Origin of the sequence: Defluviitoga tunisiensis (genome assembly GCF_000953715.1) — a bacterium.
GTDB lineage: Bacteria > Thermotogota > Thermotogae > Petrotogales > Petrotogaceae > Defluviitoga > Defluviitoga tunisiensis.
This window is the reverse complement of record NZ_LN824141.1, coordinates 235,882-252,858: the sequence shown is the minus strand read 5'-3', so window position 1 is coordinate 252,858 and position 16,977 is coordinate 235,882. Positions and strand designations below refer to the sequence as shown.

The window sequence follows — 16,977 nt, the reverse complement described above, 5'->3', positions numbered from 1 at the left end:
AAGGAGAAATCTAAGTTGATAATTCCCATAGTTGCTGGAGGCAATTCTTTAGAGCGTGAAGTTTCATTTAGAAGCGCTAAAAATATTGAAAAAAGTCTTAACAATTTAGGATTTGAAACCAAAATTTTAGATCCTATCGACAAGAACTTTATATATCAAATAACAGATTATAAATTTGTGTTCAACATTGTTCATGGAGATTTTGGAGAAGATGGGAGGCTTCCTTCTCTTTTTGAATTGTTAGGCATTGATTACACGTGTTCAAATCCTGAAACATCATACATAACTTATGATAAATACTTGTTTTATCTTTTTTTTAAAGAATCTATTAAAATGCCAAAAACATGTTTAACTAGTGTTTTTATAGATCCCCCTTTTGAATTACCTTTAGTGATTAAGCCGAGAAAAAGTGGTTCTAGTAAAGGGGTATTTATTATTCATAACTTGGAAGAATACAAGCTTTATTTAGAAAAAGATTTAATAGAATTTGGCGATGTAATTATACAAGAATACATAAAAGGTGAAGAGATTACAATTTCTTTTATAGAAGACAAGGAAGAGTTTGAACTTTTACCCTTGTTGCGAATTATCCCCAAAAAGGAATTTTATGATTATGAAGCAAAGTATACAAATGGGTTAACTGATTTAAAACCATGGATGGACCCTCCTGAAAAAATAAGAAAACAGGTGCACAGAATTGGAGAGATAATTACAAATTCAATATTTTTGAAAGATATGTTTAGAGTCGATGCCATTGTAAAAGAGAATGAAGTTTATGTATTAGAAGTAAACACTATACCAGGAATGACAGATTTAAGCGATCTACCAACTTCGGCAAAAGCAATTGGCTTAGAATTCGAAGATATTATAAAATTTATCCTGAAAAATCATTCGATTTTTTTGTAACAATCTTTATGTAATATAGTAGTACATTTGGTAAGATATTGTTATGAAGAAGTATAAGAGGAGGAATAAAAGTGCAATTTCAAGGAACGACAATAATTGGTGTAAAAAGAAATGGAAAGACTGTTATAGGCGGTGATGGTCAAGTAACAATGGGAGAAACTGTTTTCAAAGGCAATGCTCGAAAAGTAAGGAGAATAGGAGAAGGAAAAGTAATTTCTGGATTTGCTGGTTCTGTCGCAGATGCATTAGCTTTATATGAAAGGTTTGAAACTAAGTATAAATCCTCTAATGGTAATTTAGTTAAAGCCGCAGTAGAACTTACAAAGGAGTGGAGAATGGATAAGGTATTAAGACGATTAGAGGCATTACTACTAGTTGCCGATAAGGATAATATGTTGTTAATATCTGGAAATGGCGAGGTAATGGAACCTCAAGAAGATGTTATAGCTATTGGTTCTGGAGGTCCATATGCGTATGCTGCTGCCCTGGCTCTTTTAAGAAATACAGAGTTAGATGCTGAGGAAATAGTTCAAAAGTCATTACACATTGCAGGTCAAATATGTATATATACCAACGAAAATATTTCCTTGGAGATAATAGAATGAGTGAACATGTATTTGCAGTTCCTACAGAATTATTTGTTGAAAAAATTCATACTAATGACAATTTCATAAAAATTAATTTTACTCAATTTATTGAAGTTCTAGAATATGGAGATTTTTTTGAAAGAAACAAAATAGAAGATGATACATCATTCAAACAAATAATTCCTTATATAGTTTTTAAAAATAAAAATAATAAATTTTTAGTATTAAAGAGAACAGAGAATCAAGGAGAAAAAAGGCTTCATAACCTAATTTCTCTTGGTATTGGAGGACATATAAATAAAAGAGACGAAGGATATACAAAAGAACAAACTTTTTTTAACGGTATGGATAGAGAAATAAACGAAGAATTATGGCTTTCTCACTCAGCAAAATACGTTTACAAAGGAATTATAAGAGACAACTCAGAAGACGTTTCTAATGTTCATATAGGAGTTCTTTTTGAAGGTTATGTAGAATATGCAGAAATTAAGGAAGTAGATAATTTTGAAAGTACTTGGCTTACCAAAAGTGAAATAGAAAAGTTAGAAAATGTCAAATTAGAAACGTGGGCTAAAATAACTTTAGAGAATATTTAATTCATCCCCATTTAAATAAAGGGGATTTTTTTATTGACTTTATGCAGCTCCATCTATTTTTATCCTAGGGTCTAAAAAACCATAAACTAAGTCTAATATTATCATCCCAAATATATATATAAGTGTAGTTATTGATAGATTTCCCAAAAGGACAGGTATATCGTTCATTTGAACAGCTGCCCAGTAAAGGTTACCCATTCCAGGCCAATTGAATATGCCTTCAAAAATTAAAGCACCTGAGAAAGAATTTATCAAAGATAAAATAGACATAGTCAAAATTGGAGGGGCCGAAGTTCTTAATGCATGACCATATAAAACAGTTCTTTCTGGTATACCACGAGCTCTTGCAGACATAATAAAATCTTCCTGCAAATTAACTAAAACTATATTTCTAGTTAAATAGGCTCTACCCCAAAAGTTTAATGAAACTAGGGTTGTTACTGGTAAAAACATGTGATACATAATGTCCAACATTCTTTTTAAAAAAGTTTCTGGAGGTGGAACGCTAAGAATACCGTTTGAAGGAAATAAAGAAAAAGTGAAAGCAAAAAGCATAATCATTACTAAACCAACCCACCATACAGGTAGCCCATAACAAATCATTGTGATTATAGAAGTTGTTTTATCCATAAGACTTCCAGCTTTTTGAGCTTTTTTTATTCCTAACCATATTCCAAAAAAAATATCAATTATTATAGATGATGTAAAGAGAAGCAGAGTGTTTGGAATCCTTTCAAGCACAATCTTAATAACATCAGTTTCTCCTTTAAAAGATCTTATTACGTTAGATTGACCATAATTAAAAGTAAGTGTGTCTATCCAACTAGAGAAAATTTTTGATACTACAGAACCTTCCAAAAGATATCTATTATTTACTGCAAACATGACATTGAACAGAACAGAATATATAAATATTATTAGTACATATATGATAAGTCCTATTATTATTCTTTTTAGAACATATTTCCAATACATCAAATTACCGTCCTTATTTCTAAATTAAACTGAAAAATGAATAATTTAAAAAACCCCACAAAATGTGGGGTTTTTTAATTAAATGTTTTGCACTTCTTGATTTATTTCTTTGTATCTATAACAAGCCACATAATGTCCATTTGAATCTTCAACAAGCTCTGGATCATCTACATTTTCATAGCACAATGGTTTTGAGTATATACATCTGTTATGGAATCTACAACCTTTAGGTATATTTGCTGCAGAAGGAATTTCTCCTTTTATGGGAATATCTTTAATAATATTTTCTTTACCTGCAATAGGTTCCGGAACAGCTGCTATTAATGCTTTGGTATAAGGATGTAAAGGATTTTCTATAATTTCATCAGAAGTTCCCAATTCAACAATTCTACCTAGGTACATTACAGCAATTCTGTCACAGAAATACCTAGCAGTTGATAAATCATGAGTTATATATAAATAAGTTAAATTCAAATTTTCTTGGACTTCCTTCATCATATGTAATATTTCTGCCCTTGTTGAAAGATCAATCATGGATACAGGTTCATCAGCTATGATTAGATTTGGAGAAAGTACTAAAGTTCTTGCAGTAGCTACTCTCTGTCTTTGACCACCACTAAGCATATGAGGAAATCTATCCAGAAATTCTTCAGGAGGTGTTAATTTAACTTCCTCAAGAGCTCTTCTGGCAATTTTTTCCATTTCCCTAGAATCTTTAGTTTTTTTATGGATAATCAATGGTTCATATAATACATCTCTAACTCTAAATCTTGGGTTCATTGATGCGTATGGATCCTGGAAAACCATTTGTACTTCTTCTCTATACTTTTTTATTTCAGTTGAAGAAGATAAAGTGGATGTATCAGTTCCTTTAAAAATGATTTGTCCAGAAGTAAGCTCTTCTATTTTCATTATCAAACGGCCTGTAGTGGTTTTTCCACAGCCTGATTCACCAATAAGAGCAAAAATCTCACCTTTCTTTATATTAAAGGTAACACCGTCAACCGCTTTTACCCATCTTTTTTTACCCTTGAAAACTTCAGTAATCGATCTTCTTAGTGGGAACCATTTTTTTATATTTTTTACACTCAAAATAATTTCATCATTCATCATAACACCTCCAACAAGCAACAAAATGCTCAGGTTCTATCTCTTTTAAAGGTGGTTCATTTAAAATACACTTATCAAAAGCCACAGGACAGCGTTCATGGAACCTGCAACCGGTTGGAGGATTGAGAAGATCAGGTGGTGTACCAGGAATAAAAGCAAGTTCTTCAACTTTTTCTCTTAACTTTGGAGTAGCACCCAAAAGACCTTTTGTGTATGGATGAGAAGGTCCTTGTTTTCCATATATCTGATCATTTGTTCCAATTTCTGCTATTTTACCAGCATACATGACCATAATTCTATCAGCAACTTCTGCTTCTGTTGCTAGATCATGTGTGATAAATATAAAAGAAAGATTCAAATCATGTTTTAATTTTTTTAACAAATTAATTATTTGAGCTTGAACTACAACATCTAAGGCTGTTGTGGGTTCATCAGCTATAACTATTTTTGGTTCAAGAAAAAGTGCAGTTGCAATAACTACTCTCTGCTTCATTCCACCTGAAAGTTCGTGAGGATATCTTTTTAAAACATCTTCAGATAAACCAACATAATTTATGTATTTTTTTATTATTTCGAGGGTTTGTTCTTCCTCCATTTCGCGATGATTTAAAAGTGTTTCTAACATTTGCTTTTTTATATTATAAACTGGAGTCAAACTATTCATAGCTCCTTGAAATATCATCGATATTTTATTCCATCTAATCCGTTTTCTTAGTTCATTTTCTTTCAAGTGAATGATATTTTCGTTATCAATTATTATTTCACCATCAACGATTTTTCCTGGAGGGCTAGGCATCCGTAAAAGTCCCATTCCTAGGGTAGTTTTACCGCAACCGGATTCTCCAACTAGCCCTAGGGTTTCTCCCTCTTTTAGAGAAAAGCTAACATCATCTAAAGCTTTAACAACTCCTTTGCGTGTAAAATAATATAATTTCAGATTATTAACAGTTAACACTTCGCTCATTTTTATCTACCTCGTCCTCAATTTTGGATTTAGGATAGTGTCCATTGCAAAACCAATAAATGCAAATGTCATTCCTATTAAAGCTATAGAGATTCCAGGAGGAACTACCCACCACCATAATCCATTTGTAACCGCTCCACCATTCATAGCATCATGAAGAATTTGGCCCCAAGTTACTATTGTAGCATCTCCTAATCCAAGCAAACTTACAGTTGCTTCGTAAAGTATGGCGCTTGGCACGTTTAATGCCATACTAGCAAATGCATATGGAATTAAGATAGGGACCATATGTTTGAATATTATTCTACCATTTGATGCACCAAGGGCTTTAGCAGCTTCAACATAGGTTTCTTCTTTTATTTGCAAGGCCATACTTCTAACAGTTTTTACTGGGCCAACCCAAAAGAATAAACACATCATTGTTATTAAAGACCATATACTGGGTTTAAATATGGCAGATAAAACAATTAAAACTGGTAGCAAGGGAATATTCATAAAAATTTCCCAAATTCTTTGCATAATAGAATCGACAAATCCGCCATAATATGCTGAAACAACACCATAAATAACCCCTACTGATATTGATATAGCAGAAGTTAAAAGTCCTATGAAAAGAGCCCATTTTGTGCCAGCTATTAATCCACTCCATATGTCGCGTTTTGCATTATCAGTTCCCAAAATGCCTGACACAGCTCCAGAAAAGATAAATTTAGGGTCTTCAATTACTGTATCTTCAGAAGTTTTGATTATATTGATGTTAAATTTATAGGTACCTTTTAAAGGTACAGGGTTTGTAATAATTTCTTTATTTGCTTCAGAAAAAATAGTACTATTTACTTTTATTGTTTGAGAGGATACATTTTGAAATCTTTTGGCAAAGCTTTGAACAGCATTTTTTGCTTCATTACTAATTGCAACTCTAAAATCTTTCCATGTAGGTGAACTAAAATTTTTGTTTACTAAATTAATAGTGTTGCCATCAGGTCTCTCCAATACTATGTTTAAAGTGAACGATCCCTTGAATCTTCCTCTATAGATTAGATCTATAGGTGGGACATCGTAATTATAATCGTATTCTAAGATAGCTGTGCTAACTGACATAGTAGGAGAAATGGTTTTTTCTTCAAATTCTAGGTTGTTCATATAAGTTGTAGGTGTGTAATCTTTTTCGGTAAACCAATTGATCCAAACAGGTGGAGCATTCCTGGGATTATCTTCCCAATAAGTAATATCCCGCCACCTTGTAGACGCTTCTGGGAATGGAATCAAAAAATGTTCAAATATTGTAATTAAGATAAAAATAACTAGAAAAATAAGTCCTATAATACCGAATTTTACTTGTTTGAATTCTTTCCAAAAATCTGCTAGTTGCATTTGAATTCTACTTGGTGCTTTTTTTGATTTGATATCAGTACTCACGCTTTCCCACCTACTTTTATTCTAGGATCTAGGAATCCATAGATTAAATCCAACAATACTATACCAGAAATATATATAAGTGTGGTTATTGATAAATTACCGAGAAGAACCGGTATATCATTTTGCTGCACTGCTGCCCAATATAAGTTTCCCATACCGGGCCAGCTAAATATGCCTTCAAATACTAATGCCCCTGAAAAGGATGCTAATAGAGATAGTAACGACATCGTCAAAATAGGAGGAGCAGAGGTTCTTAATGCATGTCCATATAAAACAGATCTTTCTGGTATACCTCGCGCTCTTGCAGACATAATGAAATCTTCCTGTAGGTTTCCTAGAACTATATTTCTTGTTAAGTATGCTCTACCCCAAAATCCAATAAAGACTAGAGTGATGACAGGTAAAGCCATATGGTATAATAAATCAACAAGTTTTGCAAAGAAAGTTTCTGGAGGTGGTACACTACTTATGCCACCTGAAGGGAAAATAGGTATCATAAAAGCAAAAATCATTATCATTACCATTCCAAACCACCAAGAAGGCAATCCATAAACAGTCATGGTTATGATTGAGGTACTTTTATCCAAGAATTTTCCAGCCCTCTGTGCCTTTTTGATTCCTAACCACACACCAATTAATATATCTAAGATAATCGATGTAGTAAATAACATTAAGGTATTAGGAATTCTTTCAAGGACAATTTTGATAACGTCCGTTTCTCCTTTAAATGATCTCATTATTGTAGATCTACCATAGTTAAATGTTAAAGTGTCTATTGCTCTCCAAAATACCCGTGAAAGCAATGGATCGTCAAGGTGATATATATCTCTAAGCTCTCTAATTCTTCTTTCCCTATACTCCAACAAATAATCAGGATCTGTACCTACTTGTGAAATCTTAACCATTTCTCCATTTACTTGTTCAATGATTTGTCCATTCAATGTTTCTTCCATTACGGTATTAAAAAGAAAGGAATAAATAAAGATTATTATTACATAAATAATAATACCCATAAGGATTCTTTTGATAGCATATCTCCAATACATAAAGCTAATCACCTCTTGTCAGCTGCAAGCTCTCTTTAAAAGACAGGCATCCCCTAGACGGGGAGCCTGTAAAAAGATCTATTGAATTTGATACTTAAAAAATTAGTAAATAATTATTGTAGATGAATAGGTTGATGGTATAGCTCCTTCTGATTTAGCGGTTACTACAACCGTATATGTTCCAGAATCTAATTCGGCAAGTACTCCACCAGGAATAGTAGCTAAGAATCTTCCAGGTGATTCAACTTCTGCTTTGAATACTTTTTCACCATCTGGCGTTATAAGTGAAACTTCAACATTTCCTTCAGTTGCTGGTGTGTATGTATCATATGGATACAATACTTCTGATACGTTTATGTATACTGGTAAGTCTAATCCGCCTATAGCTGCAAAAGCCAAATCTACACTATCAACATTTAATCTTACTGTTTCAAAGAATTCATTCCAATATCCTCTTTCAAATGGGTATCTTTCATCTCTTATTGCTGTCAATTCAACATATCTAGCAACTGGATCATATTTTGACATGTAGAAAGGTCCGCTACCTATGTATGCATGTCCATATTTGTTGATAAAATCAAGTGCAGTTTGATATCTCTTTACAGCTTCATCAGGGGTTACATATTCATTGATATAAACAGGAACGTATTTTTCATTGATCATTTTTTGAAGCTCAACCTTAATATCATTAACAGCCGCAGTTTCAATTACATCGATTTCGTATACATTACCTTTTGCTGCAGTTGCTGAAAGTGTATAACCTCTTCCAGAAACTCCACCATGTTCTACCAATCTAGTTAAGGCTTCTACTATTTCCCAAGATACTCCTATAGGTTGACCTGATTGGGAAACAGAGAACATAGGTGCTCCCCAAGATGCTAAATACATATCATCAACAGGGAAGTTGTAATTAAACCAGACGGTTATAGAACCATCAGGATTAATTCTTCTTGCTACTTCTACTATTAATCCAGGTGTTGCAGAAGCAGAATAAGTTGGATCGTATCTTGTGTCATTAGCGTCACCTTGAGTTGATAGATCCCATGCATAAGCGAATGCATACATGTAATCAGCTAAGCTTTCTTGAATACCATGATTCCATATACCATATGTTATATCGTAAGTGCATACACTTAAAGACTTAAGACCAGGTTCAACAGGAACCCATTTTTTGCTAACCGTATCAAACTTTATTGCATCTTGAGGTACTTCAATTAAACCAACTAATTCTCCTTCTTCGTCTACTTCAAACTTTGTATCAAGAGTTTCTAGTCTTGGAATAACTTTTGCTGGTACAATATCAGCAGAAGCAGGACTTTCGAACATTCCGTAATCGTACATAGTGGAAGCTATATTGATAGAGAAAACATCGTTAAACCCATCGGTTCCAATTGGATCCCAAGCACTCATAAATAAAGCACCTTGTGAGGAAAACTGAGTAGCTCTTAGGATTCTATCTTTTGTGTCTGCAGTTATTACAGACCATTGATTTAAACCGTCTCCCAAACCATAAACCATTCTTCTATTGAAACGGTCTTTGTTAGCAACAAAGAATTGGTCTTGATAGGAGATGTAAATTCTTACAGAGTCTTCTAATCCGAGTTCTGTCGCTCTTAAAATAGAATCCCAATATTCTTCTTCTGTTGCAAAATTTCCACTGTATACTTTTTGAGTTAAATAATCAATTTCATCTTGTACATAATTCCAGTTTGCAGGATCTTGACCACCAGGCATGTTAGCATACCATGGGGCGTACATTTGGGCTACAATATGATGCCAGAACTTTCTGGTAGCTCCTGCACCCCAACCTTCGGTATAAATATGCCATTCTAGGTCTGCAGGATTTGAATAATAAGCAATCTGTATTGCTGTTCTATCTCTTTCTAACCTTTCAACTTTTATTCCAGCTTTTTCTATTTGATCTGCTATATATCTTCCAGCTTTAAGTCTTCCTTCAGGATCGTCTACACGAATCAGGAATTTTATAGTAACTGGTTCGCCATCAAAGGTCCACCATTGACCTTTTTTAACCAGCCTACCTTTGTTTTCAGGAAGGTTAGCAGCTTCGTTCATAGCGTTTTCTATTGTTTCAAGTGCTAGTTCTTCATTTCCTTCTGGGGCAAAACCCATTTTTGCTGCTATATCAATGTAAGGTTGTGTACCAGGTTGTCCTGGGGTAGCAACTGTGTACATTACTTCCCCAGCACCTTGCTGAATCTCATCGACAATATATTGTCTGTTTATAAGAAAGTTCATTGCAAATCTAACATCTTTGATTGCTAAAGGGTTAAAATATTCTTTATCTCCAACTTTTACTGTATATGGGGCAGCGTTTGGTACAGGATTAAAAAGCAAGGACCAAGAACCCGAAGGAATAGAATAGATATCAAGTTTATCAAGAGTAGATTGAGGTAAAGCATTGATAGTAGGAGCACCTACTCCTGAAAAAAAGACATCAACGTTACCTGCAGCGACATCCTGTATAGCGACGTCTTCTTGCATTCTAACATCGAAATAAACTTTATCTGGCATAGGTCCCTTTTCTGCAAAAGAAAAAACGGAAAGCAAACAAACTAAAGCGATTAACAAAACACTAACTTTTTTCATGAAATCCCTCCTCTTCAAAATAAATGAATTTCCTGTCTTCTGAAATTAAATACGTTATTTTAATGTATTTCAAAAGACGTTTTATGCCCATTGTATTCAACAGACCAACTTTTATCTGAAAAATTAGAACTTTTTCAGACATCCTTTAATATTATATACTATTTTAAATTAAAATGTCAAATAAAAGAAATTCGAATAAAGTAAATAATAAGTTATTATTAACAACTATTCCTAAAGAGTGAAGAAAATTTCAATTAAATTTAATTGAGTTAACATAGGAAAAAAATTTCAAGTATAATTTTTATAGTTTTTCCATAATTGAATAAATCTTTCCTTGATTTTCTTCTCATAACCAATGTCTTTTGGATGATAAAACTGTGTTTTTTCATAAGTTTCAGGCATGTAACTTTCTCTTACAAATCCACCATAGTCATGAGGATATTTATAATTTTCTCCAAATCCTTGCTTTTGCATTTTTTTATTGAGAGGATTAATTAATTTTTTAGGGATTTCAAAATTACTTTTGTTAATAAAATCTTTAGCTTTTGAATAAGCTAAGTAAGAAGAATTAGATTTAGGGCAAGCACATAGATATAAGGTTGCTTCAGATAAAGGAAGATAACATTCAGGATAACCAATATGTTCGGTTGCTATCATTGCAGAAACAGCTATATTTAAGGCATTTGGATCAGCTAAACCTACATCTTCTGCAGCAAGAATTACCATCCTTCTTGCTACATAAAGTGGGTCTTCCCCACTTTCTAACATATAGGCAAGATAAAGAATGGCAGCGTCTGGATCGCTGCCTCTTACACTTTTAATGTATGCAGAAATAAAACTATATTTTGCATTTTTGTTATAGTTTAGTTTGAAACCTGTAAAATCAGATAGAAATTGTAAGTCTATTTCGTTTATAGAAGCTTCTTTAGCTGTTTCAATTAAATTGATTATTCTTCTTAGATCTTTTCCAGCATAATCAACAAGGGCTTTCTTTGCTTCGTCGGTTATATTTATATCTTTATAATAATCTTTAATTCTTTCAAATAAAAGTTCATAATCTTTTTCAGATAATTCTTGGGTTTTAAAGATTAAAACTCTAGAAAGTAATGCAGGATTTATACTTATAGCAGGATTTTCTGTTGTAGCTCCTATGAGTGTTAAATCTCCTGTTTCAATACTTAATAAAAGTGTATCTTGTTCAGCTTTGTTCAATCTATGAATTTCATCAACAAACAGTAATTTAGGTTTGGAAAATAGATTATTTTCTTTTTCAATTATACTTTTAATAGTTTTTTTTCCTTCTAAAGCCCCTGAAATTGTATAAATATCATACAATTCTTTAATCTCGTTTAGTAGGGCTTTGACAATAGTAGATTTACCTGTTCCAGGTTCACCATATATTATAAAAGATCTGATTTTCTTATTTTTTATCCAGGTCTTAAGCACTTCTTTTAATTTTTCATTTCCTAAAATTTCATCGATGTTTTTAGGGCGTATCTTTTCATACAGAGGTTCTATACCATTCAATAGTGTTTTTCACTCCTTTTTTTAAATTGAATGAAGGCTGCCAATTTAAAATCTCTTTTGCTTTTTCGTTTGAAAGCACACTTACCTCTAAATCTCCAGGTCTTTTTTGCTGATAAATAGGAGTTTTTTTGTAATTAATTTCTTCTTTCATGATTTTAAAGAGTTCATTTATACTTGTTGCCTCATTGGTTGAGATGTTAATAATTTCGTTTTTTGCACGATCTAAAGATAAAATATTAGCTTGTATGACATCATAAACATGCACAAAATCTCTTATTTGTTCACCAGTACCATAAATTGTAACTTCTTGATTATTTAGCATATTTTCTGTAAATATAGCAACAACACCAGCTTCACCTTTTGGAGTTTGTTTAGGCCCATATACATTTGAATATCTTAATATAGTATAATCAAGAGAAAATTCCTTTGAAAAAAATTTTATGTAATGTTCACAAGCTAATTTTGAAATAGCATATGGACTTATTGGATTTGGACAATAATCTTCTGTTGTGGGAATAGGTGCATTTTCTCCATATATAGCACCACCAGAAGAAGAAAATATTATCTTTTTGATTCCATATTTTACAGATAAAGACAAAATGTTTAAAGTACCTAGAATATTTATTTCTGCATCTTTCTTTGGGTTCTCAACAGATTCTGGAACAGAAATTTGAGCAGCTAGGTGAAAGACATAGTCAAAATGATGGGTTTCAAAAATGATATCCATAACTTTATAATCTCTAATATCTTGTTGATAAAATAAAGCTAACGGAGATAACAAATTAATATTGCCTGTTGAAAGATTATCAACAACAACTACTGAATGCCCTTCTTCTAATAATTTGTCTACTAAATTTGAACCAATAAAACCAGCACCACCAGTAACAAGTATTTTATATTTGCTTTTATCCGCCATGATAACCTCCAATGATTTATCAGTAATTTTTATATAGTTACAATATACAATTATAATTTTCAGTCTTAATTATAACATGTATTTAACTTATTATTGAATTCTTATTTTTGTTATATACTCCTCTATTAAATTTCAAAAAGATATTTATGTTAAAAAAATCTAGAAACAATACTAATTTTGTGTTATAATTATTTAATAATTGTTAAAAATATTAGAAGTAGTTGTTTTGTTATGCATTTCTGTTCAAATACATCGGGATGTGTTTTTTATGGATGCTTTGGAATTTAAAAATAAGATACAAAAAATAGATCAAATTTATAGAAGTATAAGTCTATATTCACCTAGTGTAACTCATTTTCCCACCCATGCAAGTGTTTTTTTACTTGCGACCAGTCCCTTTAAAGATGGTTATAAAATAGTAGAATTGGGAAGTGGTATTGGTCATGTTTGTTTAGCTTTATCAAAATTAGTAGAAAATAGTTTGATTTATGGAATAGAAGTTCAAAAAGATTTGTATTTAGCTTCTTTAAAAAACATACAAAACAATTGTATTAAAAATGTTGAGTTTTATAACTTAGATGTTAAGGAAATTAAATCTCTTTTTACTGCTGAGTGTGCGGATTTAGTTATTTCAAATCCACCTCATTATTTTGATGGACTTAAAAGTGATAAAAAAGATAGAAGGGTTGCCAGGTCTGCCGACAACTTAAAGGTTATGGAAGATTTTATCTATGCGGCAAAGTATCTTTTGAAAAATAAAAGATTAGGATGTTTTGTAATTCATCCATCGATCTTATCTGACGTCTTTATATATTTAGAAAAAAATAATTTAGAGCCCCAACATATGTATATAGGATATGGTAATAAAAATAAAGATGCTCAACTTATATCGTTGATTTTTAGAAAAAATGGAGGAAAGAATTTTGTGATTCATCCTCCAGTTTTCTTTGACGATTTGAAATAGATTTTTAAAGATAACGTATCCCCAATTTCTTTGGTCAAAACACAACAGACTTACTTAAAGTAATTCATAATTAATAAGGTTTGCCCTTGAAAAGGTATAATTGAAAAAATTGAAACGTCTAACAAATTAATGTTTTAGAATTTCTAAAGTGGGTACAAAATAATTTTACATTTGAGGAGGTGTTGTTTTGGCTGAATATGAAGTATTTGATCCAGTAGATCCTAATGATGAGTTCAAAGAATATAGCAACGATAGAAAACATAGGTGGCGAAATATAATAATTCTTGTTATTATAATCGCTGTGGGAGCTTATCTTCTAACGGGGGTTTATCAAGTTGGCCCTTCTGAAGTAGCTTTAGTTAAAACCTTTGGTGCATACTCTTCAACAACTGGTCCTGGCATACATTTACATCTTCCTTATCCCTTTCAATCACATGTTATCGTAGATGTTAGAACAATAAATAAGATTGAAATTGGGTTTAGAACCACAAGTTCTGGCAGAACTACTTCTTATGTATTCGTTGAAGAAGAAGCGGAAATGATTACAGGAGATCAAAATATAATAAGTATAGAAGCTATAGTGCAATATAGAGTTAGTGATCCCGTAGATTATGCTTTTAATGTAATTCAGGGAGACGATTTAGTAAAATTAACTTCTGAGAGCGTTTTGCGAGAAATGGTTGCGTTATTAGAGTTAGAAAAAGTTTTAACTACAGAAAGAGATAAAGTAGCTATGGAAACTGCAAGAAGAATACAAGAAATCATGAACGATTATGAAGCAGGTATTCAGATAGAAAATGTTTACTTACAGGATGTTACACCACCTGATCCCGTAGTTCCTGCGTTTGATGATGTTAATAATGCTCGTCAAGATCAGCAAACTTCTATAAATGAAGCCCAAAGATATGCAAATGATGTAATTCCTCGTGCTGAAGGAGAAGCAGTAAAAATTTTAAACGATGCACAAGCTTATGCTTATGAGCAAATATCTAAGGCTACTGGCGAGGCTGAACGATTCAGAATAATGTTAGAGGAATACCGAAAGTCAGAGGAAATAACAAAGAACAGATTGATTTTAGACTCTATACAAAAAATGCTTGAAAATTCAAAAATAAAAGTTATATCTGAAAAAGGAGATACCTTAAACTTCATCAATATAGCTGAGGTTATGGGGGATGATTGAGATGACGAAAATGACTATTTGGGCAGTTACAATAATAATTGTATTTTTAGGGCTTTTCTTTGGATTAACATCTTTTTACATAGTAGAACAAACTCAACAAGCAGTTGTACTTAGATTTGGAGAGATTAAAAATGTAAGAACCGAACCTGGCGTTTACGTAAAAGCGCCATTCATCGACAATGTTGTCAAGTTTGAAAAAAGATTTATGATTTATGATATTCCAGTAGAAAGAGTCATTACTTTCGATAGACGTACTGTTCTAGCAGATACTTATGCAATATGGAGGATAGAAGATCCTAAAAGATTTATAGAAACATTGGGAACTATGGAGGTAGCAATGACAAGGATAGACGATATTGTTTATTCTCATGTTAGAGATGTAATAGGCACCTACTCTTTTTCAGAAGTATTATCTATACAAAGGCTTAAAATATTAGAAGAAATAAAAAAACGTAGTGTAAACTCTTTAAAAGATTTTGGAATTAGTATAATAGATGTTAGACTAAAAAGGACGGATCTACCTCAAGAAAATACTCAAGCTGTTTATGAAAGAATGAAAAGTGAAAGATATGCTATGGCAGCTCAACTTAGGGCTGAAGGAGAAAAAGAAGCTCAAAAAATGAAGGCAGAGGCTGATAAAAAAGTCAGCATAATAAAATCAGATGCTCAAAAAGAGGCTGAAATCATAAGAGGAACTGGGGAAGCTAGTGCTACTAATATATATTCAGAGGCATATTCACAAGATATGGATTTTTATGAATTACAAAAAATAACTCAAATTTATAAAGAATCATTTGAAAAGAGTATTTTGGTGATTCCAAACGATTCACCTTTGTTAAAATATTTCTATAATATGAAATAACCGTTGAGATTTTAGTATACACAAATAAATTATGGATTATTTTGAATTTATAATGGGTTAAGGGCGGAGCCCTCCCTCTTTCTCAGTTATAAGTACTAAATAAAGTTGCACTTATTAATAATCGTTTTTGAATTTTTAGTGGGTTAAGGGCGGAGCCCTCCCTCTTTCCCAGCTATAAGCACCGAAGAATTTAAAGAAATTAAAAGATAATGAAGATTAGAAGTTGGTAAGTATTTTGTAAAAAAATCAAATACGAAACTTATATATATATTGCAGATTTTAGAATTTCTAAAGGGAGGGTTTTAAACTGAATGTTTTAGATCTAATAACTCTTAAAGAAGTTTATAAAAAAAATAATCGAGAATTAATTGAATTTGTTGATAACAATACATTGCCCACAGTATTTAAAGAAGATTATGAAGAAAAGAAAAGAAATATATTTAAAAGATTAAATCAGGTCAAAGACTTAAAAATCTTGACTTATTGGGATGAAGCATATCCTGATCTTTTGAAAGAAACAAATGATCCCCCTATCATTATTTACTATTTTGGAGATATTTCTTTGATGAAAAGTATGAAAGTATCAATTGTTGGTAGTAGGAAGCCAACCAGTTATGGAAAAACGGTTTGTGAAAATATAGCAAAAACATTAGATAGTTATACCATTGTTAGTGGAATGGCTTATGGAATAGATTCTATAGCCCATATAAATTCTAAAAAGACTATAGCAGTTTTAGGAAATGGAATAGATGTTGTTTACCCCAAATCAAACGAGAACCTGTATGCCAGAATAAAAAATGAAGGTTTAATTTTATCAGAGTACTTTCCCGGAACTAGGCCTGCAAGGTATACATTCCCTTATAGAAATAGAATAATTGCTGGACTTTCAGAAAAAACCATTGTAGTAGAAGCTTCAAAGAAAAGTGGCTCACTTATTACTGCTAGGTATGCCCTAGATTATGGGAGAGAAGTTTTAGCTGTGCCTGGGGATATTACACGTATAAACTCATATGGAACAAATTACCTCATATATAGTGGTGCTACGCCAATAATTTCTTTAGAGCAACTTAGAGAATTATTCAGAGTTAACAAGACTTTTGATAATAACAATACAATCATAGAAGATAAAAATTCTATATTAGAGAATCATATACTTCAATCAATAATGAATGGGAAAGATAATTTAGATCTAATTTGTGATTCTATAAATGAAGATGTATCATTAATTTTATCAACTATAATGAAAATGGAAATAGAAGGTGTTATTGGTCAGGAAAATGGAGTTTACTATATTTTGAAAGAAGGAGAGTGATCC

At 31.9% G+C, this 16,977-nt stretch carries 15 protein-coding genes; 7 read left to right on the top strand and 8 right to left on the bottom strand.

All coding sequences use genetic code 11. From position 1 onward, the window contains the following. Positions 1–15: 15 nt before the first annotated feature. The 3 genes from DTL3_RS01235 (at position 16) to DTL3_RS01225 (ending at position 2,089) form a co-directional block, all read left to right on the top strand. Entirely contained in the window at positions 16–906 is an 891-nt protein-coding gene (locus tag DTL3_RS01235; RefSeq protein WP_045087179.1) for an ATP-grasp domain-containing protein, read from the top strand. Between the two features lie 71 nt (positions 907–977). Further along, positions 978–1,511, top strand: coding sequence for an ATP-dependent protease subunit HslV (gene hslV, locus DTL3_RS01230; RefSeq protein ID WP_045087178.1), 534 nt, complete (start codon positions 978–980; stop codon positions 1,509–1,511). After that, complete coding sequence (locus DTL3_RS01225; RefSeq protein WP_045087177.1) at positions 1,508–2,089, top strand: hypothetical protein; 582 nt, start codon at positions 1,508–1,510, stop codon at positions 2,087–2,089. The genes hslV and DTL3_RS01225 overlap by 4 nt, the downstream gene beginning before the upstream one ends. A 39-nt stretch (positions 2,090–2,128) precedes the next feature. Here DTL3_RS01225 and DTL3_RS01220 read toward each other — a convergent pair whose 3' ends face one another. The 8 genes from DTL3_RS01220 to DTL3_RS01185 form a co-directional block, all read right to left on the bottom strand. Next, on the bottom strand, positions 2,129–3,064 hold the full coding sequence (locus tag DTL3_RS01220; RefSeq protein ID WP_045087176.1) for an ABC transporter permease: 936 nt from the start codon (positions 3,062–3,064) through the stop codon (positions 2,129–2,131). A 78-nt stretch (positions 3,065–3,142) separates the two neighbouring features. Further along, positions 3,143–4,174: an ABC transporter ATP-binding protein gene (locus DTL3_RS01215; protein WP_045087175.1), complete on the bottom strand. Its 1,032-nt coding sequence runs from the start codon at positions 4,172–4,174 to the stop codon at positions 3,143–3,145. After that, positions 4,167–5,138: an ABC transporter ATP-binding protein gene (locus DTL3_RS01210; protein ID WP_045087174.1), complete on the bottom strand. Its 972-nt coding sequence runs from the start codon at positions 5,136–5,138 to the stop codon at positions 4,167–4,169. Before DTL3_RS01210 ends, DTL3_RS01215 begins: the two co-directional genes overlap by 8 nt. A 6-nt stretch (positions 5,139–5,144) precedes the next feature. Next, a complete protein-coding gene (locus DTL3_RS01205; RefSeq protein WP_231854021.1) occupies positions 5,145–6,557 on the bottom strand; it encodes an ABC transporter permease in 1,413 nt (470 codons plus the stop codon). Continuing rightward, positions 6,554–7,603: an ABC transporter permease gene (locus DTL3_RS01200; RefSeq protein ID WP_045087173.1), complete on the bottom strand. Its 1,050-nt coding sequence runs from the start codon at positions 7,601–7,603 to the stop codon at positions 6,554–6,556. The genes DTL3_RS01205 and DTL3_RS01200 overlap by 4 nt, the downstream gene beginning before the upstream one ends. Before the next feature lie 102 nt (positions 7,604–7,705). After that, positions 7,706–10,210 (bottom strand): ABC transporter substrate-binding protein, encoded by a 2,505-nt coding sequence (locus DTL3_RS01195; protein WP_045087172.1) that lies wholly within the window; start codon positions 10,208–10,210, stop codon positions 7,706–7,708. Between the two features lie 288 nt (positions 10,211–10,498). After that, entirely contained in the window at positions 10,499–11,737 is a 1,239-nt protein-coding gene (locus DTL3_RS01190) for a replication-associated recombination protein A (protein ID WP_045087171.1), read from the bottom strand. Next, positions 11,712–12,653 (bottom strand): NAD-dependent epimerase/dehydratase family protein, encoded by a 942-nt coding sequence (locus tag DTL3_RS01185; RefSeq protein ID WP_045087170.1) that lies wholly within the window; start codon positions 12,651–12,653, stop codon positions 11,712–11,714. Before DTL3_RS01185 ends, DTL3_RS01190 begins: the two co-directional genes overlap by 26 nt. 268 nt (positions 12,654–12,921) lie before the next feature. Between DTL3_RS01185 and DTL3_RS01180 the strand changes: the two genes are divergently transcribed. The 4 genes from DTL3_RS01180 to dprA all read left to right on the top strand — a co-directional run bounded on the left by DTL3_RS01180 (position 12,922) and on the right by dprA (position 16,974). Next, the gene (locus DTL3_RS01180) at positions 12,922–13,617 is read left to right on the top strand and encodes a tRNA1(Val) (adenine(37)-N6)-methyltransferase (protein ID WP_052670219.1); all 696 of its coding nucleotides are present in this window, start codon (positions 12,922–12,924) and stop codon (positions 13,615–13,617) included. A 187-nt stretch (positions 13,618–13,804) separates the two neighbouring features. Then, positions 13,805–14,800, top strand: a complete 996-nt coding sequence (gene hflK, locus DTL3_RS01175) for an FtsH protease activity modulator HflK (protein ID WP_084217073.1) — start codon at positions 13,805–13,807, stop codon at positions 14,798–14,800. Between the two features lie 10 nt (positions 14,801–14,810). Beyond that, positions 14,811–15,662, top strand: coding sequence for a protease modulator HflC (hflC, locus tag DTL3_RS01170; RefSeq protein WP_045088518.1), 852 nt, complete (start codon positions 14,811–14,813; stop codon positions 15,660–15,662). Between the two features lie 391 nt (positions 15,663–16,053). Then, positions 16,054–16,974: a DNA-processing protein DprA gene (gene dprA / locus DTL3_RS01165; RefSeq protein WP_052670217.1), complete on the top strand. Its 921-nt coding sequence runs from the start codon at positions 16,054–16,056 to the stop codon at positions 16,972–16,974. Positions 16,975–16,977 lie beyond the last annotated feature (3 nt).